The sequence below is a fragment of the Paraburkholderia aromaticivorans genome, assembly GCF_012689525.1.
Lineage (GTDB): Bacteria > Pseudomonadota > Gammaproteobacteria > Burkholderiales > Burkholderiaceae > Paraburkholderia > Paraburkholderia aromaticivorans_A.
On the sequence record NZ_CP051515.1, the window covers coordinates 184,832 to 204,739 of the forward strand.

At 61.4% G+C, this 19,908-nt stretch carries 24 protein-coding genes; 14 read left to right on the forward strand and 10 right to left on the reverse strand.

Going from position 1 to position 19,908, the window contains the following annotated elements; genetic code table 11:
* The first annotated feature begins 87 nt into the window (after positions 1–87).
* Complete coding sequence (locus tag HF916_RS12660) at positions 88–543, forward strand: hypothetical protein (RefSeq protein WP_168789297.1); 456 nt, start codon at positions 88–90, stop codon at positions 541–543.
* Between the two features lie 118 nt (positions 544–661).
* Here HF916_RS12660 and arsC read toward each other — a convergent pair whose 3' ends face one another.
* From arsC to HF916_RS12675, 3 genes are read right to left on the reverse strand one after another with little or no spacing between them, the layout of a single operon-like run.
* Complete coding sequence (gene arsC / locus HF916_RS12665) at positions 662–1,084, reverse strand: arsenate reductase (glutaredoxin) (RefSeq protein WP_168789298.1); 423 nt, start codon at positions 1,082–1,084, stop codon at positions 662–664.
* A complete protein-coding gene (arsB, locus tag HF916_RS12670; protein WP_168789299.1) occupies positions 1,081–2,166 on the reverse strand; it encodes an ACR3 family arsenite efflux transporter in 1,086 nt (361 codons plus the stop codon). Before arsB ends, arsC begins: the two co-directional genes overlap by 4 nt.
* Positions 2,163–2,489 (reverse strand): ArsR/SmtB family transcription factor, encoded by a 327-nt coding sequence (locus HF916_RS12675; RefSeq protein WP_168789300.1) that lies wholly within the window; start codon positions 2,487–2,489, stop codon positions 2,163–2,165. Before HF916_RS12675 ends, arsB begins: the two co-directional genes overlap by 4 nt.
* A 232-nt stretch (positions 2,490–2,721) precedes the next feature.
* Between HF916_RS12675 and nthA the strand changes: the two genes are divergently transcribed.
* From nthA to HF916_RS12695, 4 genes are all read left to right on the forward strand, one after another.
* Positions 2,722–3,390 (forward strand): nitrile hydratase subunit alpha, encoded by a 669-nt coding sequence (gene nthA / locus HF916_RS12680; RefSeq protein ID WP_168789301.1) that lies wholly within the window; start codon positions 2,722–2,724, stop codon positions 3,388–3,390.
* Positions 3,387–4,058: a nitrile hydratase subunit beta gene (gene nthB / locus HF916_RS12685; RefSeq protein WP_168789302.1), complete on the forward strand. Its 672-nt coding sequence runs from the start codon at positions 3,387–3,389 to the stop codon at positions 4,056–4,058. The genes nthA and nthB overlap by 4 nt, the downstream gene beginning before the upstream one ends.
* Positions 4,051–4,419, forward strand: a complete 369-nt coding sequence (locus HF916_RS12690) for a nitrile hydratase accessory protein (protein ID WP_168789303.1) — start codon at positions 4,051–4,053, stop codon at positions 4,417–4,419. Before nthB ends, HF916_RS12690 begins: the two co-directional genes overlap by 8 nt.
* 89 nt (positions 4,420–4,508) lie before the next feature.
* On the forward strand, positions 4,509–4,994 hold the full coding sequence (locus HF916_RS12695; protein WP_168789304.1) for a RidA family protein: 486 nt from the start codon (positions 4,509–4,511) through the stop codon (positions 4,992–4,994).
* A 51-nt stretch (positions 4,995–5,045) separates the two neighbouring features.
* Here HF916_RS12695 and HF916_RS12700 read toward each other — a convergent pair whose 3' ends face one another.
* Entirely contained in the window at positions 5,046–5,492 is a 447-nt protein-coding gene (locus tag HF916_RS12700; RefSeq protein ID WP_168789305.1) for an SRPBCC family protein, read from the reverse strand.
* 555 nt (positions 5,493–6,047) lie between these two features.
* Here HF916_RS12700 and HF916_RS12705 point away from each other — a divergent pair.
* From HF916_RS12705 to HF916_RS12725, 5 genes are all read left to right on the forward strand, one after another.
* The gene (locus HF916_RS12705; RefSeq protein ID WP_168789306.1) at positions 6,048–7,349 is read left to right on the forward strand and encodes a gallate dioxygenase; all 1,302 of its coding nucleotides are present in this window, start codon (positions 6,048–6,050) and stop codon (positions 7,347–7,349) included.
* Between the two features lie 130 nt (positions 7,350–7,479).
* Positions 7,480–8,829: an MFS transporter gene (locus HF916_RS12710; RefSeq protein ID WP_168789307.1), complete on the forward strand. Its 1,350-nt coding sequence runs from the start codon at positions 7,480–7,482 to the stop codon at positions 8,827–8,829.
* A 64-nt stretch (positions 8,830–8,893) separates the two neighbouring features.
* Positions 8,894–9,919: an amidohydrolase family protein gene (locus HF916_RS12715; protein ID WP_168789308.1), complete on the forward strand. Its 1,026-nt coding sequence runs from the start codon at positions 8,894–8,896 to the stop codon at positions 9,917–9,919.
* A 2-nt stretch (positions 9,920–9,921) separates the two neighbouring features.
* Positions 9,922–10,605, forward strand: coding sequence for a 4-carboxy-4-hydroxy-2-oxoadipate aldolase/oxaloacetate decarboxylase (ligK, locus tag HF916_RS12720; protein ID WP_168789309.1), 684 nt, complete (start codon positions 9,922–9,924; stop codon positions 10,603–10,605).
* Positions 10,606–10,619: 14 nt separating this feature from the next.
* Positions 10,620–11,315 carry a substrate-binding domain-containing protein gene (locus HF916_RS12725; protein WP_168789310.1) on the forward strand — a complete coding sequence of 232 codons (696 nt, stop codon included), beginning with the start codon at positions 10,620–10,622 and terminating at the stop codon, positions 11,313–11,315.
* 12 nt (positions 11,316–11,327) lie between these two features.
* Here the strand turns inward: HF916_RS12725 and HF916_RS12730 are convergent, their stop codons facing one another.
* Complete coding sequence (locus HF916_RS12730) at positions 11,328–11,579, reverse strand: hypothetical protein (protein ID WP_168789311.1); 252 nt, start codon at positions 11,577–11,579, stop codon at positions 11,328–11,330.
* A gap of 198 nt (positions 11,580–11,777) precedes the next feature.
* Here HF916_RS12730 and HF916_RS12735 point away from each other — a divergent pair, with 198 nt between their 5' ends.
* On the forward strand, positions 11,778–12,215 hold the full coding sequence (locus HF916_RS12735) for a DUF1801 domain-containing protein (protein WP_168789312.1): 438 nt from the start codon (positions 11,778–11,780) through the stop codon (positions 12,213–12,215).
* Between the two features lie 84 nt (positions 12,216–12,299).
* Here the strand turns inward: HF916_RS12735 and HF916_RS12740 are convergent, their stop codons facing one another.
* Entirely contained in the window at positions 12,300–13,052 is a 753-nt protein-coding gene (locus HF916_RS12740; protein ID WP_168789313.1) for an ArsR/SmtB family transcription factor, read from the reverse strand.
* A gap of 132 nt (positions 13,053–13,184) precedes the next feature.
* Between HF916_RS12740 and HF916_RS12745 the strand changes: the two genes are divergently transcribed.
* A complete protein-coding gene (locus tag HF916_RS12745) occupies positions 13,185–14,567 on the forward strand; it encodes an MFS transporter (protein WP_240975527.1) in 1,383 nt (460 codons plus the stop codon).
* Positions 14,568–14,688: 121 nt separating this feature from the next.
* Positions 14,689–15,000, forward strand: a complete 312-nt coding sequence (locus tag HF916_RS12750) for a hypothetical protein (protein ID WP_012428971.1) — start codon at positions 14,689–14,691, stop codon at positions 14,998–15,000.
* 101 nt (positions 15,001–15,101) lie between these two features.
* On the opposite strand, the gene HF916_RS12755 is transcribed toward HF916_RS12750, so the two are convergent.
* The 4 genes from HF916_RS12755 to HF916_RS12770 form a co-directional block, all read right to left on the reverse strand.
* Positions 15,102–15,485, reverse strand: a complete 384-nt coding sequence (locus HF916_RS12755; RefSeq protein ID WP_168789315.1) for a nuclear transport factor 2 family protein — start codon at positions 15,483–15,485, stop codon at positions 15,102–15,104.
* Positions 15,486–15,661: 176 nt separating this feature from the next.
* Positions 15,662–16,690, reverse strand: a complete 1,029-nt coding sequence (gene trpS, locus HF916_RS12760; protein ID WP_168789316.1) for a tryptophan--tRNA ligase — start codon at positions 16,688–16,690, stop codon at positions 15,662–15,664.
* Between the two features lie 298 nt (positions 16,691–16,988).
* Entirely contained in the window at positions 16,989–17,327 is a 339-nt protein-coding gene (locus tag HF916_RS12765; protein WP_168789317.1) for a hypothetical protein, read from the reverse strand.
* A 120-nt stretch (positions 17,328–17,447) separates the two neighbouring features.
* A complete protein-coding gene (locus HF916_RS12770; protein ID WP_168789318.1) occupies positions 17,448–18,869 on the reverse strand; it encodes an aldehyde dehydrogenase family protein in 1,422 nt (473 codons plus the stop codon).
* A 98-nt stretch (positions 18,870–18,967) separates the two neighbouring features.
* Between HF916_RS12770 and HF916_RS12775 the strand changes: the two genes are divergently transcribed.
* Positions 18,968–19,906, forward strand: coding sequence for a LysR family transcriptional regulator (locus HF916_RS12775; protein ID WP_168789319.1), 939 nt, complete (start codon positions 18,968–18,970; stop codon positions 19,904–19,906).
* Positions 19,907–19,908 lie beyond the last annotated feature (2 nt).

The following is a 19,908-nucleotide window of genomic DNA, read 5'->3' on the forward strand; positions in this document are numbered from 1 at the left end:
CCCTGGTGCATGCCGTTCGAGCGAATCTGTGAACGCTTCCGGCGCGCAGCTATAATCGCGCTCGAACATGGCTAGGGGAAGTTACTCGTGAAAAAGATCGCCGCCTTTGCGCTCGTTGCGCTTGTCCTGACTGGTTGCTCGTCTGCCGAAAAGCAGGAGCAGCAAGCACAGAAGTTCCTCCACAACGAAACCAACCTTGCCGCCGCTCAACGCAATGCGGCGGTCGACTGCGAACCGGCGAACTGCGACGCCGCTTGGGCGCTCACGAAACGCTATATCGAGCAGCATTCCGATACGGCCGTGACGCGCGCGGACGCAGTCGCAATCGACACCGACGTGCCGGGTGGTTCAGGCAAGGTCGCCTTTTCCGCGACCCGCGCTGCAAAAAGTGCGGGCGCGACCTTGACGCTCTTTGCGCAGTGCCGCGGTATGTATGGGCCGGAGAACGCAAAGGGTTCGGACTATGACGAGTGCGCCGAGAAAATCCTCAAGGCGCAGAACGGCTATGTGGCGTTTCTTAGGGCGCACGCGTCCGGTCAGTAACGCCTGGAGCTGGCGCAGCCTCGACGATCTGTCGGCCCGCGCTTATCGACTCGCCGGCATGCACTGCGCACTTACTAGCATCACTACGAGCCGCTGATGTCGGAAGCTTTCTCCCGCATCAACGCACCCTCCGTCCCGCACTATCGATCACCTGTTCGCCGTCCTCTTTTACAAACGCACGTTGTTGCCCGGCGGGGAGGATGTCGAGCACGATTTCAGAAGGTCTGCATAAGCGCACGCCGAGCGGCGTGACGACAATCGGACGATTGATGAGGATTGGATGGGCCAGCATGGCGTCGAGTAACTGCTCATCGCTCAGCGTCGTATCAGCGAGGCCGAGTTCGTCGTAGGGCGTGCCTTTTTCGCGTAGCACGGTTCGCACGGTAAGGCCCGCGCGTTCGATCAGGTTCTTCAGCGTGTCCCGATCGGGCGGGCTGTTCAGATACTCGATGATCTCCGGCTCGATGCCGGCATTGCGAATCATCGCCAACGTATTGCGCGAAGTGCCGCAATCCGGATTGTGATAGATCGTGACGCTCATACACGTTGTCCTTTCACGCCTGGTTTCGTCTCGTACCAGTGCTGCGAACGATTGACGACGCCGACCACCAGCAGCATCACCGGCACTTCGATCAGCACGCCTACAACGGTAGCTAGCGCGGCGCCCGAGTGGAATCCGAACAGACTGATCGCCGTGGCGACCGCCAGCTCGAAGAAATTGCTCGCGCCGATCAGACTCGACGGACCCGCCACACAATGCGCAACGCCGAGCCGGCGATTCAGCAGATACGCGAGTCCGGAATTGAAAAACACCTGAATCAGAATCGGCACCGCGAGCATGGCGATGACCAGTGGTTCGTCGACGATGGCCTGTCCCTGGAAGGCGAACAGCAACACCAGCGTGGCGAGTAGCGCGCCGATCGAGTAGGGGCCGAGATGGGCGACCACCTGCTGGAAGTTGGCGTCGCCCCTGGCCAGCAGACGCCGTCGCAGTAACTGGGCGAGGATGACCGGAACGACGATGTACAGACCGACTGATGTGATCAGCGTGTCCCATGGCACCGTGATGGCTGATAGACCCAGCAAAAGCGCGACCAGTGGCGCGAAGGCCACGATCATGATGGAGTCGTTGAGCGCCACTTGTGAGAGCGTGAAATACGGGTCGCCCTTGCAAAGCTGCGACCAGACGAACACCATGGCCGTGCAGGGTGCCGCGGCCAGCAGGATGAGGCCTGCGATATAGCTGTCGAGTTGAGTGGCGGGAAGCCAGGGCGCAAAGACATGCCGGATAAAAATCCAGCCGAGCAGCGCCATCGAAAACGGCTTGACGAGCCAGTTCACAAACAAGGTGACGCCGATGCCGCGCCACTGGCTTTTCACCTGCGTCATGGCGGTGAAATCGATCTTGATCAGCATCGGAATGATCATCACCCAGATCAACACGCCGACCGGAAGATTGACCTGCGCCACTTCCATACGGCCGATCGCCTGGAACAGCAGAGGTAGCCATTGTCCAAGCGCGACGCCGCACACGATGCACAGCGCGACCCACACGGTCAGGTAACGCTCGAAGAATCCAATCGCGGGCTGCGCGCCGCGAATCGTCGTGACAGTGCTGGTCATTTTTCGCAGCAGCCCGGAAGATCCGTGGCGCTGCACGTCGCGCCGGCACAGCAGTTTTCCGTGAGGAAGCCGATCAGGTCCGTCATGGAATCGAAATTCGCCGAATAGATGACGAAGCGGCCGTCTTGCCGCGGCTTGACCAATTCAGCATGCGCCAGATCCTTGAGGTGAAAGGACAGGCTGGACGGCGAGAGCCCCAACTGTTGCGCGATTTCACCGGCAGCCATGCCGTCTTTCCCGGCGACAACCAGCAGGCGGAAAATCGCCAGGCGAGATTCATGAGCGAGCGCGCCAAGGACGCGTACCACGAGGTTCGAGTTCATGACCGAACGATACGCCCTTCGTTTTTATATTTCAAGTATTGTTGAAATGACGCCGTGAACATCGCGACTGCAACAGGTCACACGCAGGGCGCTTTCTATTGGAATTTCGCAGGCGCTGATCGGCTGAACTTCACGGGATGACCCTGCATGCACGCTTGACTTAACCCAGATTGCATTTGCTCTCCGCGCGAACCATACTTGTTTTCTCTTTTATTGCTCGCGGTGAACGGCGATGAACGGTAACGATCACGATGGCGATCACCCCGCGCACCCGCACACCGACACGCACGACCACCACGCTAGTGCTTTGTCGGAGATGGATCTGCGTGTTCGTGCTCTGGAGTCCCTGCTGGTCGAGAAAGGGTATGTCGATCCGCAGGCGCTGGACATACTCGTCGAAACCTATGAGCACAAAGTCGGGCCGCGCAATGGTGCCCGCGTGATCGCAAAGGCGTGGCGTGATCCGGCGTACAAACAATGGCTGCTCGACGACGCCACCGCGGCGATCGCGTCACTCGGCTACACGGGCCGACAGGGCGAGCACATGATCGTGCTGGAGAACACACCCGCGACGCACAACATGGTGGTCTGCACATTGTGCTCGTGCTACCCGTGGCCTGTGCTCGGACTTCCGCCGGTGTGGTACAAATCGGCGCCTTACCGGTCGCGTGCCGTCATCGATCCCCGTGGTGTATTGAAGGAGTTCGGCTTCGAATTACCCGCGGACGTCGAGTTTCGTGTGTGGGATTCCACCGCTGAAGTTCGGTACCTCGTGTTGCCCATGCAGCCGCCGGGGACCGATGACTTCGCCGAAGAGGCGCTAGCCGAACTGGTGACGCGCGATTCGATGATCGGCACGGGATTGCCGACGACTCCGCAATCGACACGGGGGACACCATGAACGGCGCGCAGGACCTTGGTGGCATGCAGTCGTTCGGTCCGATATGCCCCGACAACGACGTCTCGCCGTTTCACGCCGACTGGGAGCGCAGGGTGCACGCGACCACGATCGCCATGGGCGCAACCGGTAAGTGGAACATCGACATGTCGCGTGCGGCGCGAGAGAGTTTGCCGCCGGCACAATACCTTTCCAGCAGCTACTACCAGATCTGGTTCGAGGGTTTGAAGAAACTCATCCTGAGCACCGGTCTGGCCACGGCCGACGAAATCGAGTCAGGCGAGTCGAGGACTCAAGCGGCGCCGGTTCCACGCGTGCTGATGGCCAAAGACGTATCCGCGGCGCTGCTGCGGGGCAGTCCGGTCGACCGGCCGGCGGCCGTCGAGGCGAAGTTTGCCATTGGCGATTGGGTGGGGGCCCGTCAAATCAATCCTTCCTCGCATACTCGATTGCCGCGTTATTGTCGGGGAAAACGCGGGCGCATCGTCGCCGTGCACGGCGCGCATGTCTTTCCCGACGCCAACGCGATCGGCCTGGGCGAGCAGCCGCAATGGCTTTACACGGTGCGCTTCGACGGTGCGGAGCTGTGGGGACGTGATACGACTGCGGCATCGGTGTGCGTCGACTGTTGGGAACCGTATCTCGAGCCGCCGCCTGCCCACGATGACTGACGCTCAAACGAAACTGCCCGAACTGCGCGCCGTGTTGCCAGCACTGCCTTGCGACGACGCTGGGCCGGTTTTCAACGCACCGTGGGAAGCGCAGGCGTTTGCGATGACGCTGGCGTTGCACGAGCGCGGCATGTTCACCTGGGGCGAGTGGGCTGCGTGCTTGAACGAGGCAATCCGCGACGCGCAGGCCGGCGGTGATGCAGACCACGGCGACACTTACTACTCGCACTGGCTGACAGCGCTGGAGCGCATCAGCACGATCAAGGGACTCGTGACCGACGACTCGCTTCTGCGTCGCCGCAGCGCGTGGGACGCAGCAGCGCGCCGCACGCCGCATGGACAGCCGATCGAACTCGGGTGACGGTGCGCTTGATTGGTAATCCGCACGTTACGACTTGAAAAGCGGATTGCCGGCATCTAACGTTCTTCGTAGGTTCCGAGGAGACGGCGATGGCAAGAATCGAGGCAAAGCTGGCGCAAATGGGATTGACCTTGCCGCAGCCGTTACAGATGCCAGCAAACGTACGCATGTCCTTGCCCTTCGCCTGGGTGCGCGTGAGCGGCACGCGAGCGTTTGTCTCGGGCCATGTGCCGCTCAATGCCGACGGGACGATCGCACAACCCGTCGGTAAAGTCGGCGCCGAGGTTTCGCCGGACGAAGGCTACGCAGCAGCACGCCTTGTAGCGCTCGCACAATTGGCCAGTCTTCAGAAAGCGCTCGGCGACCTGGATCGCATTACGGCGTGGGTGCGTGTCTTTGCCATGATCAACGCGGCGCCAACTTTCGACCAGATGCCAAGGATCGCGAACGGCTTCTCGGATTTGATCCTTGATCTGTTCGGGCCGGACATCGGAACGCACGCCCGGTCGGCAGTCGGCGTGGCGCTCCCCCTCAACGTGCCTGTGGAATGCGAGGCGGAGGTCGAGTTTGACTGATCACGTCTGCAGGCATCTCGAACGCCGGCGCGCACGCCAGTGTGCCCGTCGTCAGTCAGGAATCTCAGGCTCGACGAGCCTCGCCAACTGAACAAGCGACTCCTGCCAACCGAGGTAGCACATCTCCACAGGAATGACCTCGGGCACGCCCTCCTGCACGATGATGAGTTCAGTTCCGCACGACATCTGCCGCAATGAAATGGTGGCGTGCATCTCGCCCGGCAGGTTCGGGTCGTCGAATCGATCCGAATAGCGGATTTTCTCGAACGGCACCAGTTCGAGATACTCGCCGCCGAACGAGTGGCTGTGGCCGGTGCCGAAGTTACGGAAGGACATCTTGTGGGTGCCACCGACCTTGGCATCCATGTGGTGAACCTGACAGGTGAACCCGTACGGAGGAAGCCACCGGACTATCGCATCTGGTTCGAGGAAGGCGCGATAGATGCGTTCGGGCGTGGCGCGCAAGACGCGGTGGAGGTGGATCGTTCCGGTAGCCATGGTGTGTTTTCCTTTTCATTAAAGAAGTTGGACATACTTCTACGACGATCCGACGACGCCGGTGTCGACGTAGGTTAAGACCAGGAAAAACCCGAAGGCGTTGCGCGGTTCAAACTCGCAAATCGACGGCGAGCTTACTCCCTCGGCGAGACTCACTCATCCCTCCACGCTGGACATGTCTTTTTATCAAGTCTTCTACGCGCCCGTTCCCCATTTACTCCCGCGTTTGCGATCTCTTCTTGCCGGCGCCGTGTGTCCGGCAGTTTGCGAATTGAATTTAGACCCATCTGTTTTGTTTATCGCGATCTGAAAGGCCGTTAAAACCGGTTCACAGAGCGGAGCGGACGCGGGACCCCGAAAGCGCTTTACAGGGCGCGGCCCGCCGATATCGTCAGATCAAGCGACAGGAAGCGTAACGGCGCTTCCAAGCCGCTAATTCATGGTTTACCCGCACTTTCTGCCAAGCCGCGCTATTCATACCTTTGTATCCCGAGATGCCCGCTGTCTGAGTTGATTGCGCCGGCGGTTCAAATGAGTTTTTGAAGGAGTACAGGCATGGCACGGATCATTGGAGGCATCGCTGCCTCACACACACCAACCATCGGTTTTGCTTTCGATAAGAACAAGCGTGACGATCCCGTGTGGGCACCCATCTTCGAAAACTTCGCCCCGCTGGCCGACTGGCTCGCCGACAAGCGTCCTGACGTGTTGCTGGCGATCTACAACGACCACGTCACTTCGTTTTTCTTCGATCACTACTCCGCGTTCACGCTAGGCGTGGGACCCGAGTGGAACGTCGCCGACGAAGGGGGCGGCGCACGCGATCTGCCGCCCATCAAAGGCCATCCGGCGTTGGCCGCGCACATCGGCACCTCGCTGATGACCGATGAATTCGACATGTCGTTCTTTCAGAACAAGGCGCTCGATCACGGCTGCTTTTCGCCGCTGTCGATGCTTTGCCCGCACAAGCCCGAATGGCCGGTGAAGCTCGTGCCTCTGCAGATGGGCGTACTGCAACTGCCGGTTCCGAGCGCACGGCGCTTCTACAAGCTTGGGCAAGCATTGAGACGTGCAATCGAGAGCTATCCCGAAGATCTCAAAGTCGCGATCGTCGCAACGGGTGGCCTGTCGCATCAGGTGCACGGGGAACGTGCGGGTTTCAACAATACCGAATGGGACCAGCGCTTTCTCGATCTCTTCGAAAACGATCCCGAGCAACTGGCCGAGATGACGCTTGCCGAATATGCGGAGCTGGGCGGCTTCGAAGGCGCGGAAGTGATCATGTGGCTCACGATGCGAGGCGCACTGCCGTCCAACGTCGGTTGCAAACATCGCAGCTACTACCTGCCGTCGATGGCAGGCATCGCGACCGCGATCTACGAAGGCGAAGAGAACGAGACGAAGCCTTCCGTCGTCGAACGTCACCGGCAGCGGATGGCGGTTCAACTCGCCGATGTCGAGAAACTCGAGGGCACTTATCCGTTTTCGATCGAAGTCGCCGTGCGGGCCTATCGGATCAACGATTACCTTCACCGGATGGTCGAGCCTGCCCATCGCGAAGCGTTCCTGAAGGATCCGGAAGCGAGCTTGGAAGCGGCGGCGTTGAGCGAGGAGGAGCGCGACCTGATCCGCCGTCGCGACTGGCGCGGCCTGCTGCACTACGGTGTGATCTTTTTCATGCTCGAGAAACTCGGCGCCGTGGTTGGCGTGTCGAATCTGCACATCTATGCCGCCATGCGCGGCGAAACGCTAGAGGCTTTCCAACGCACCCGCAACGCGCCCGGCGCACTTTACTCAGTGGCGGGGAAAGCCGCTGGAAAACTTGATTGGGACAACGCAGAAAAAGGAAAGAGCTGAAAGACGAAGCAGCAGCGCCGATGCTTTCGCCGCCCGGGCGGAGTATCGGACTCGATAGAAGCAGGGCGTGACGGAAAACAACATAGTCAACTACGTCAGTACGCCAAAGCAAGGAGACAGGAGTAAATCGATGACAAACGGAAAAGCGATCGACATCAAGGCGTTTATCGACGAGCGAGCCATCTCGCCCTACCAGTGGTTACTGGTGGCGCTGTGCTTTCTCGTGGTGACAGCCGACGGCATGGACGTGGCGATCATGGGCTTTGTGGCGCCCTCGATCATCCACGATTGGGGGATTTCACGCCCCACATTCGGACTCGTGATGAGCGCGGCGCCGCTGGGACTCGTCATCGGCGCGTTGGCGGCGGGTCCGGCTTCGGATCGTATCGGGCGGAAGTGGGTGCTGATTACCTCGGTTTTCCTGTTCGGCATTTTCACCATTGCGACGGCTTTCACTCACTCGCCCATGGAAATGGCGGTGCTGCGGCTGCTGACAGGTATCGGCCTCGGCGCCGCAATGCCGAACACGACGACGCTTCTGTCCGAGTACGCGCCTCAGCGCAAACGCTCGCTGATGATCACGGTCATGTTCACCGGCTTCAATCTGGGTTCGGCATTGATCGGCTTTGCGGCCGGCTGGCTGATTCCCGTCCATGGCTGGCGTTCGGTTCTGATTTTCGGCGGCGCGCTGCCGTTGGCGCTGATCCCGTTGCAAGTGTGGCTGCTGCCGGAATCTGCCCGCCTGCTCGCGGTGCGCGGCGCATCGCCGGCGCGTATCGGCGCCGTGCTCGGTCGGGTATGCGGTGCGCGCTTTACCGGCGACGAGGTATTCATTTCCAACGAACCGCCGTTGCCCACGCGCAAGCCGATTGGCGTGCTCTTCTCGCAAGGCTATGGCGTCATGACGGCGACGCTTTGGGTGACCTATTTCATGGGTCTGCTCGTCATCTATCTGCTGACGGGCTGGCTGCCCACGTTGATGAAAGACGCAGGGTTGACGGTCACGTCGGCCGCTAACGTCACGGCGATGTTCCAGATCGGCGGAACGATCGGCGCCATTCTCGTGGGTTGGGTGATGGACAAGGTGCGGCCGGCGCGGGTGATCAGCGCGGCGTACCTCGGCGGCGCGCTGTGCGTTCTTGGACTCGCATGGATCGGCGCATTGTCGTCGTCGCTGGCCTTGCTGGTATTCGCGGCGGGTTTCTGCATGAGCGGCGCGCAGACGGGCTTGAATGCGTTCGCGCCTGGCCGTTACCCGACGGTTGCGCGTGCCACCGGCGTCAGCTGGATGCTGGGTATGGGCCGTTTCGGCAGCATCTTCGGCTCCGCCATCGGCGGCGCGTTGCTCGGCCTCGGCTGGCAGTTCGGCGCGATTCTCGCGATGCTGGCCGTACCCGCAACTCTGGCTGCACTCGCCATCACGTTCGCTCAACGGGCGAGGACCGGCGAGCCGGCTGTGCAGGTGACTGCGGCGCACTGAGAAAGTCATCGGGCGATGCCATTCGTGGCATCGCCCGATAAACGAATCAACTGTTGGAGTAACGATGATCATCGATATTCACGGCCACTATACTACGGCGCCCAAGGCGCTGGAGCAGTGGCGCAACCGCCAGATCGCGGGCATCAACCATCCTTCGGAAATGCCCAAGGTCTCCGAGTTGCAGATCAGCGACGATGAGTTGCGCGAATCGATCGAGACCAACCAGTTGCGCCTGATGCGCGAACGCGGCCTCGATCTCACCATCTTCAGCCCGCGCGCCAGTTTCATGGCGCATCACGTTGGCGATTTTCAGGTGTCCAGTACCTGGGCGGCGATCTGCAACGAGTTGTGTTTCCGTGTGAGTCGGCTTTTTCCCGATCATTTCATTCCGGCCGCGATGCTTCCGCAAAGCCTTGGCGCGGATGTCGCCACCTGCATTCCCGAACTCGTGAAGTGCGTGGAGCAGTACGGCAACGTGGCGATCAATCTCAACCCGGATCCGTCGGGCGGTCATTGGACCAGCGCGCCGCTGTCCGATCGCTCCTGGTATCCGATCTACGAGAAGATGGTCGAGTACGACATCCCCGCGATGATCCATGTGAGCACGAGCTGCAATGCGTGCTTCCACACGACGGGCGCGCATTACCTGAACGCCGACACCACGGCGTTCATGCAGTGCCTGACGTCGGACCTGTTCTGCGATTTTCCGACCTTGCGCTTCGTGATTCCGCACGGCGGCGGCGCGGTGCCCTATCACTGGGGGCGTTTTCGCGGACTCGCGCAGGAACTCAAGAAGCCGTTGCTGAAAGACCATCTGCTCAACAACGTGTTCTTCGACACCTGTGTGTATCACCAGCCTGGCATCGATCTGCTCACGCGCGTGATTCCGGTGGACAACATCCTGTTTGCGAGCGAGATGATCGGCGCCGTGCGCGGCATCGATCCGGAGACGGGCAATTATTTCGACGACACAAAGCGCTACATCGAAGCCGCGCATATCGATGCGGACGAGCGCTACAGGATCTACGAGGGCAACGCACGTCGCGTCTATCCGCGCCTCGATGCAGCATTGAAGACAAAGGGACATTGATCATGGTTGAACTAGGTGTGGTGTATCGCAACATCCAGCGGGCAGACGGCGACGTCGCCGCGAAGCTCGGTGCGCTCGGGACCGCCACCGTGCACGAGGCAATGGGCCGCATCGGTCTGTTGAAGCCTTATATGCGCCCGATCTACGCCGGTGCACGTGCCCACGGCACGGCCGTCACGGTGCTGCTGCAGCCCGGCGACAACTGGATGCTGCACGTCGCGGCGGAACAGATCCAGCCGGGCGATATCGTCATTGCCGGCGTCACGGCCGATTGCACGGACGGCTATTTCGGCGACCTGCTGGCGACGAGCTTCAAGGCGCGCGGCGCCCAAGGATTGATCATCGATGCCGGCGTGCGCGATGTGAGCGTGCTCACTGAAATGAAGTTCCCGGTCTGGAGCAAGGCGATCTCCGCCAAAGGGACAGTCAAGGCGACGCTCGGTTCGGTAAACATTCCGGTGGTGTGCGCCGGGGCGCTGGTGAATCCGGGTGACGTGGTCGTCGCGGATGAAGACGGTGTGGTCGTGGTCCCCGCAGCGTCGGCACAGAAGGTGCTCGACAAAGCGGCGGCGCGCGAAGCCAACGAAGGCGAGAAGCGCGCGAAGCTGGCGAGCGGCGTGCTGGGTCTCGACATGTACAACATGCGCGAACCGTTGCGACAAGCCGGACTGCGCTATATCGATTGAGAGGCAGAGAAACCATGAGCAGACAGCTCACCGGCATCTCGTCGATGGCCACCCGCACTGTGCTCGCCGAGTTGGTCCAGAACTATGAACGGCTTTCTGGGCAGCCGGTTGTCGTCAAGTCTGTTGGTGGTGTCGATGCGGCGCGGCGCGTCGAGAGCGGCGACGGGTTCGACTTTGTCGTACTCGCCGCCGATGTGATTGATCGGCTGGAAGCCGCCGGCCATGTCGTGTCGGGCAGTCGGGTCGACGTGGCCCGCTCGGGAGTGGCAATCGCGGTGGCAGCCGGTGCGCCGCGACCCGATGTCGGCACTGAGGCGGCGCTTCGCGACGCTATTCTCGCCGCGCGCAGTATTGGGTATTCGACGGGACCCAGCGGTTCACATCTGACCCGCCTGTTCGAGCGCTGGGGCATTGCCGACGTGGTTGCGCCGCGGATTGTGCAGGCCCCGCCCGGTGTTCCGGTCGGCGCGCTTGTTGCACGCAGGGACGTCGAGTTGGGTTTTCAGCAGCTAAGCGAATTAATGCACTTGCCGGGAATCGATGTAATTGGTCCTATGCCTGCGGAAGTTCAGATCGTAACCGTCTTTTCAGCCGGCATCTGCATGGCATCCGGGCAAAAAGATGTCGCGAAGGCGTTCCTGTCTTTTCTGGCTTCGTCACAGTGCGATCAAGCCAAGCTGAGTCAGGGGATGGAACCTGCTATCCGGTAAAAACGAAACGATTCAGCGCTCCTTTCTATGCGCTTGCGCGGCGACCATCCAACAGACCACTGCACCCGCAGCCCAACCGCATGCGAACATCAGTTCGAGATCGAGCAAGCCCTGGAAATTCTCCGCATTCTCGTAGCTGCATGTTCGATGAGTTTGAAACTGGATACAGCCGGTTTGTATGTCCTGGAAGACGACAAATAACTTATACAGACCGAACACAGTGAATGCCAGCGCGAGAAGCGCGAGTTTTTTTGGTTTGGTCATCGCATGTTCCCTTGGTTCGGTCTAACAGCATACCAATTGTCAGCGATACACACGCGCTGATTTCCCTCATTCGACAGGTCGCGGGAATTCGTAGAGAATCGGTCGGCATATCCCGCTGCGGATTGGCGCACTTGCGACTTTCCTTCCGCGCGTCTTTAAACGACACAAGGAGCCGGGTATGAAAGGGGACCAGAGTCGATGAACAAAGAACCATTAGATGCATCGGAACGTATCGACCAACTGATCGCCGGACTAACGGACTGGCGTGGCAAAACGTTCGCGAGTGTCCGCAAGGTCATCCTCGAGGCTGACCCGGAGATAATCGAGGAATGGAAGTGGATGGGTAGCCCGGTCTGGTCTCGGGACGGCATGATCGCGGTCGCCAATGCTCACAAAGGGAAGGTGAAGGTTACCTTTGCGCACGGCGCGGGCTTCGACGATCCTGACAAGCTCTTCAACGCGGGTCTCGAAGGCAACGAGCGACGAGCAATCGATTTTTTGGAAGGCGATAAGGTCAATGGGCGCGCGCTAAAAAATCTCGTCCGCGCCGCTATTGCGTACAACCAGACCCATTTGAAGAAGAACAAAACGCCCGCGAGCAAGCGGGCAAAAGTGGACAAGAGTAAAGCGAGGTGAAGGTTAGGCCGTCGGCTACCTGAGAGCGGAAACACAAAGCGCCGGTTTGCGCCGGTTCGACTGCGGTGGCTCCGCTAGACCGTATCACGCGAACGCGGATCGCTCATCCGTCTTGTCGGTTTTGGGAAGCGACGCGGACGCCTCGCACCTATCGCGCGGAATGCCGAAGTGTTTGTCGAGCGCCACCCACCCTTGAGCAGTGATGGTCACTGACCGCGTAACGGGTGACTTGCGCATCCAGTCCCACGCCAGAAATGCGTCCATGAGCCGGGCGCCCAACGGTCCTGCAATGTGGTATTGCCGCTCGGTCCAGTCGAGGCATTGTCGCGCATGCCCAGCGTGGTCGATAGCCGGGTCGCCCGCGTCGATGCCGAGTTCTTGCAACCACTCGCGGCCCGACACCGTGAGTGCGTATTGCCGATCGTCCGCCTCGAGGAGGAAGCCACGCTGGAGCATGCTCTGCGTGACGGCGACGCCGATCTGACCCGCCAGATGGTCATAGCAGCAGCGGGCGAAGCGCAACTCGCGAGCCGAGCGGTTCGGCGTACTGCGCCAGGCAGGCGTAACCGGTCCGACCGACGCCAGGCTTTCGAGCACATGTGAAACATGCGCGCCGGCGAGCCGGTAATAGCGGTGCCGGCCTTTGCTTTCGACGGTCAGCAAACCGCCGTCCAGCAGTTTGGCAAGGTGGGAACTCGCGGTCTGCGCGGTTACGCCCGCTGCTTCCGCAAGTGCGCTCGCCGACAGCGCGCGGCCATCGGCAAGCGTGATCAGAATCGTGGCGCGAACGGGCTCGGCGATGAGGTGCGCAACGGTGGAAATATTGTGCTGGCCCATTATTTCAGCGTCCGGAATTGATGCGTGTCGGCCAAAAAGAACCTTTGCCTTCGATTACACACTTCGACACGCCTCGAAGCATTCTCGGTGCACGCCGCACTATAGTCAATCCGGGAATGGCTAATGGGGCTGATGCTCGTGAATCAAGAAAATGAATACCGAAAGCGGGTATTAACGGCGACGAGTCTCAGCTATGTCATCGTCATATTGGATACGTCGATCGTCAATGTCGCGCTGGAGCCCGTTGCGGCAAGCTTCGGTTCGGACATTACCGGCCTGCAGTGGGTCGTCAACGCTTATACGCTCACGTTTGCGAGCTTGCTGCTGAGCGGCGGCGCCTTGGGGGACCGGCTCGGTGCCAAATCTGTCTATCTTGCCGGGTTGCTGATCTTTGCCTGCGCGTCGGCACTATGCGGAGTCGCGCCGGATTTGCAGATTCTGGTTGCCGCGCGGATTTTGCAGGGCGCGGGTGCCGCACTGTTGGTGCCGTGCTCACTGACGCTTATCAATAGCGCTTTTCCGGTTGCCCGGCAGCGGGCGAGTGCGATCGGTGTGTGGGCCGGTTGTGGCGGTATCGCGATGGCGGCCGGGCCGCTGGTCGGTGGCGTGCTGATTCATCTACTGGGCTGGCGAAGCATTTTTCTGGTGAACGTTCCCATTGCGCTGATGGGCGCCTGGTTGACCACGCGCGTCGAATCCATTCGACCGGATGCGTCCGGCAAACCGTTGGACGTGGCCGGTCAGTTGCTCGCGATAGTTGCACTTGGCGCGTCCGTGGCGGTCCTGATCGAGGGCGCGAAGCTGGGGTGGCACGCACTCGCCATCCGCGCCGGCGCCGCGGCCGCCATTGTCGGCTGGCTTGCCTTTGTGTCGGTCGAAACGAGGCGCAGGCAACCGATGCTGCCCATGGGTCTGTTTCGAAGCCCGGTATTTTCCGCATCGGCGTTTGCTTCGATGATCTCGGGCCTCGTGTTCTATGGATTGTTCTTCCTGCTGAGTCTCTATTTCCAATCGGCGCGCGGTTGGCCGCCGTTGCAGACCGGACTGGCGTTTCTGCCGTTGACCGCAAGCGTCGCTATCGGCAGTTTCGTTTCCGGCGCGTTGAACCGTGCGTACGGTGCACGCCGGCTCGTGTGCGGCGGTTTCCTGCTGTACGCCGCGGGTTTCGCCGGGCTGCTCGCGCTTGCCGAGCATGCGCCTTATTGGCGCATCGCCCTGTGCTTTCCCGCGGTCGGTTTCGGCGCGGGCGTGATTACGCCGGCCGCGACCGCCGCTTTGATGACCGCAGTGGACAAGGCACGCGCCGGCGTTGCAGCGGGCGTGCTCAACGCGAGCCGGCAAGCGGGGTCCGCATTCGGGGTCGCGATCTTCGGCGCGCTGATGAGCGCGATCCAGCCACTCGACGCCGGGATTCGGGTGACGGTGTATCTGGCGGTCGGCTTGTCGTTGCTGGCTGCGCTTTCCTGGAGCGTCGCGCTGACGCTGGCCACGCGTCAGGCGCGCAGTACGGCCTAGCCCGCTATGCGCGTTGCCTCGCATTCACACTGGACTCGCTCAAATAGACCCGTTAGTCTGACAACATTGCACGACGCAGTCTGGCGATGCTGTTCCTAACCGAAAACGTGGGAGCCGAAACATGGAAGTGAGCACGGAAGCGCTTGTTGACATGCTGCGAGAAGTCGAAGCCGACGACCCGATCGACTACGCCGACCTTCCTTTCGGCGAGCAGGAACTCAGGCGTCTGGTGATGACCTCGCTCGTCGAGCGCCATCACCAGGTCGAGGCCGGCAACATGTCGGTGTCCGACATACATGCGCTGTACCTCCTTAGCACCGCCAAGCTGGTTCTTGAAAATACGGTGCTTCACGCAAGGCTGCTTCTGCTTCAGGGGCGGCAGATCGATGTGCAGTCTCTGCTGGCTCCATTCACGCTCAAGGGCAAATCATAGGCCGGGCAAGGAAGGATCCCAGCCACAGCGAGAACCACGTCGTCAAACGAGCGTGGTTCGCTAGCACGAAGGCTGATTGACCCGAGCCAGGATGTTCAAGGCTAATAAGGGCGCGCGGCTGTATCGAAGAATTCCACCCAACGGGTCACCAGACCGTCTTTGACGGTGAAGATATGCGCCCATTCTGATTCGAACGATTGGCCTGTCGCCTTGATGGTCGAAGCGACAAAGCCGAGCACGATAACGTTCTCGCCCGCATCGATGAATTCACGGGGCTCGAATCGGGTAATGTCCTCAGCCAGAAAGAGGTCATCGAAATAGCGCTGCACGTCTGCGCGCGTGCGACATTGAGTGGCATACGGGAGACTGGCGGGCCCCACCACTCGCCAGTCGATGTCAGCGGGCATCAGCGCCAGCAGCGCGTGAATATCGCCCCGGCCAAAGGCGGCGTATGCATCTTTGACGACCTTCATCGCGTTGCTCATGTCAATCTCCCGGGCGACAGCCAACGTGGACATAGAAGAGCACGCAGACATGGACGGACGCGTTACTCCGCTATCGACAGTGACTGCGTCCTATCATAGAACCCGTCCGGTCAAAATTCACGCTGCAGCGCGGTTCAGCCGGCGGCCGGAGCAAAACGCCGCCCGCCGGCTTTCGCTCAGTTCTGAAAGTAGTTCAGACCGAGCGCATTTTTTACCTCGGATACCGTCGCGCCCGCCACTTCCCGCGCGCGCATCGTCCCGCGGCGCAGGACGTTCAGCACCTCCGCACGGTCGGCTTCGAACTCGCGGCGGCGCTCCCGAATGGGGGCGATCATCGACTGCAGCCGTTCGTTGAGCACGCGCTTGACCGCGCTGTCGCCGAGGCCGCCGCGGCGGTAGTGCGCCTTGAGTTCGTCGACCATCGGGACGTCCGGCTCGAACGCGTCGAGGAACGCGAACACCACGTTGCCTTCCACCTGGCCCGGATCGCTGACGCGCAGATGGTTGGGGTCGGTGTACATGTTGTTCACGGCCTTGGTGATTTCGTCCGGCGTCGCGCCCAGCGTGATCGCGTTCCCCAGCGACTTGCTCATCTTGGCTTTGCCGTCGATGCCCGGCAACCGTGCAACGTGCGAGAGCACGGCTTCGCATTCGACCAGCACCTGTTGATCGACCGTGTTGTTGAAACGGCGCACCAGTTCGTTGGTTTGTTCGATCATCGGCAACTGGTCGTCACCGACAGGCACGCGCGTCGCCTTGAACGCGGTGATGTCGGCGGCCTGGCTGACCGGATACGTCAGAAAGCCGGCGGGGATGTCCCGCTCGAAACCGCGCAGCACGATTTCCGCCTTGATGGTCGGGTTGCGCTCGAGGCGTGCGACCGTGACGAGATTAAGCAGGTACTGGGTCAGTTCCGCCAGCTCGGGCACCTGCGACTGGATGAAGATGGTCGACTTCGCCGGGTCGATGCCGACGGCGAGATAGTCGAGCGCGACCTCGATGACGTTTTCCGTGACTTTCTGGTGCCGGCCGACGTTGTCGGTCATGGCTTGCGCATCGGCTAGCAACAGGAACTGCTGCGCTTCGTGCTGGAGTTGCACGCGCGAGCGCAACGAGCCGATATAGTGGCCAAGGTGCAGCGGGCCGGTCGTTCGGTCGCCGGTAAGGATAATGGGTTGGTTCGTGGTCGGTTTTGCGTCTGTCATGGTCTGGGGTTGTGCGTTTGTCGATACCACCAGCCGTCAGCGCGCAGAAACGAAAATGCCGCCAGGACTGGCGGCATCACGTTTCGATGGTCGAGTGGAAACGGGCCGCCTAAGTCAGGCGCGCCACCAACAGTTCAGCGTGATCGGCTTCGTATCCATCGGCAGAGTATAACGCGGCGGATCGCCAGGTCGTCAACGGCGGGCCGGAAAGTGCGTCCCCACGGCCGCAACCCGGGAGTGCGGACGCGTGACGACTACGCGCCGTGTAATCCGCCCTACAACCGATCCGCACCGCCGTCTAGGCCGCCGAAAAAACAACCGCTGCGGCGTCCTCGACCTGCGTGAAAGTGCGTACAAAGCGATAGGCCTGGCCGCCTATCTCCATCTCGTTGACGCCCGAGCGGGTCAGTTCCAGCATCTCATTGGCGAGCGGGATGGCAATCGTGCCAAGCTTCTTCATTTCCTCGATCAGACCGGCCGGGTCGCCCAGGTAGACCGTGCAAACGTCGTTCGTGTGGCGCGTCATGACCACGCTCGCCGCCCTGTCGAGCGAGAGTTCGAGATACTCGACCAAGGTCTGCAGCGACTCTGGCACGGGCTCGCGAGAGCCGTTCATCGATGTATTTGCGACTGTCATCTCGTAGTCCCCCATCGCGCCGATCTACGGGTAGGCCGCTGGAGATCAGCGGTGCATCCACTATACGGCATCGTACATCGATACTCGACTCACGCGGCTCCCGGGGGCGGCGATGACCAATCAGAAAACACCCAGCACCGACTTCGGCTCCAGAAACGCTTCCAGCCCGAACGTACCGTATTCACGCCCAATACCGGATTGCTTGAAGCCGCCGAACGGCGCAGCCGGCTCGTGGGCCAGCGTGTTGACCAGCACGCGTCCCGCTTCGATCCGCGACGCGACCTCATGCGCGCGTTGCGTGTCCCGCGACAACACATAAGCCTGCAAGCCGTAGCTCGTATCGTTGGCGATCGCGATGGCCTCGTCGATGTCGCGATAGCCAATGATCGACAGCACCGGGCCGAAAATCTCCTCACGCGCAATCGTCATGTCGTTCGTGACATCGCTGAAGACGGTCGGACGCACGAACCAGCCCGTGTCGACGCCATCCGGCCGTCCCTGGCCGCCCGCGATCAGGCGTGCGCCTTCGTCGATGCCGACGCGGATATAACGCTGCACTCGCTCCCATTGCTTCTGGCTGACCATCGGGCCGACCGTAGTTTTCGGGTCGCGCGGATCGCCTGACTGGCTGCGCGCGACCTCTTCCTGCACGCGCGTTTCGAACTCCGCGAGCCGTTGCCGCGGCACCAGAATGCGAGTGCCCGCGATGCATGCCTGACCGCTATTCATGAAGCCGGCCTGAATGGCGAGCGGCACCGCTTCGTCGAAGTCCGCGTCGTCGAGCACGATTACGGGCGACTTGCCGCCGAGTTCGAGCGTCACGCGCTTCAACGTGTCGGACGCCGCGCGCAAAATCGTTTTGCCGACGGCCGTGGAGCCCGTGAACGACAGCTTGGCGACGTCGGGATGCGAAGTGATCTCCGCACCCACGGTGTCGCCGCGCCCTGTCACGATGTTGAACACGCCCGCGGGCAGGCCCGCTTCATGCAGCGCCTCGGTCACGATGCGCGTCTGGATCGCGCTCATCTCGCTCGGCTTGATAACGGCTGTGCAACCCGCAGCCAGAGCGGCCGCGAGCTTGCCGCAGATGAAACCCGCGTCGCTATTCCACGGCGTGATCAAACCGGCGACGCCCAACGGCTGCATGACGACCTCGGCGCTGCCCGCGCGGCGCGTGAATGCATAGTCCTGCAAGACCTTCGCCGCTTCGAGCAGCACGCTGCTCGCATGCTGCGCCATCCAGCGGCCACGCGACACTGGCGCGCCATATTCTTCGGTGATCGCTTCGTAAAGCTCGTCTTCTTTTGCCACGACGGCTTCATGCATGCGCTTTAGCATGTCGATGCGTTCACGCGGGCTGGTGCGCGAAAAGGCGGGAAACGCGCGTTTCGCGGCGCCGATGGCGTCGCGTGCGTCTTGCGCGTCGGCGAGGCGCACCTGGCCGATCACTTGCTCCGTCGCCGGGTTGAAGAGGTCGAACATTTCGCTGCCGTGCGGCGTGACGAACGCGCCGTCGATATAAATCCTGTCGATGATCTGCATGCTTGCTCCAAAGAAGTCTCGAACGAATCACAATAGACCGCTGGCATTGCGTTGACTAGCCGTACAATCAAGAACGTCACGTTGAAAAATTTGGGACAATGAAAACTTCGGGTCTGGGTGAACTGGAGGCCATTCTGGCCGTCGCGCGCCATCGCAGCTTTCGGGCGGCCGCGACTGAACTCGGCCTGTCGACGTCCGCGCTCAGTCATGCGGTCGCGGCGCTCGAAGCGCGCATCGGCGTCCGGCTTTTCAATCGCACGACGCGCAGCGTGTCGCTGTCGGAAGCGGGCGCGCAATTCGTGGACAGCGTGGCGCCCGCGCTGTCCACGATCCGCGTTGCAATCGAACAGGCCGGCAGCTTCCGCGACACGCTGTCGGGCACGCTGCGCGTCAACGCGTCGGTGGGCGCGGCGAGGCAAGCCATGCCGCTCTTCATCGCGTTTTTGCAGCGCTATCCCGACATGAAGCTCGATCTCGTCACCGAGGGCAGGCTGATCGACATCGTCGTCGAAGGTTTCGATGCGGGTATCCGTCTGGCCGAAACGGTGCCGCAGGACATGATCGCGGTGCCGTTCGGCGATAAGCAACGCTTTGCGGTCGTCGGCAGTCCCGCGTACTTTGCGCAGCACAAGGCGCCGCGCACGCCCGCCGATCTGCTCGCGCACCGCTGTATCCGCACGCGCATGCCGAGCGGCGCGATCTATCAATGGGAATTCGAGCGCCGCGGCGAGACGGTGCGGATCGACGGAAAAGGCGCGCTGACGCTCGACGAACCGGGTTTGATGCTGGAAGCGGCACGCGCCGGCCTCGGCGTGACCTATCTGACCGAATGGAATGTCGCCGCGGATCTGCAGGCGGGCACGCTGGTACGCGTGCTGGAGGACTGGACTCCGCCGCTGGACGGCCTGTGTTTGTACTATCCCGGCCGTCGTCACGCGCCAGCCGGGTTACGGGCGCTCATCGATATGATCCGCGAGCACGCCGATGCACAGCGCGAACAGGCGCGGACCAGGCGTAAGGTGCGTGGTCCGCGGTAAGT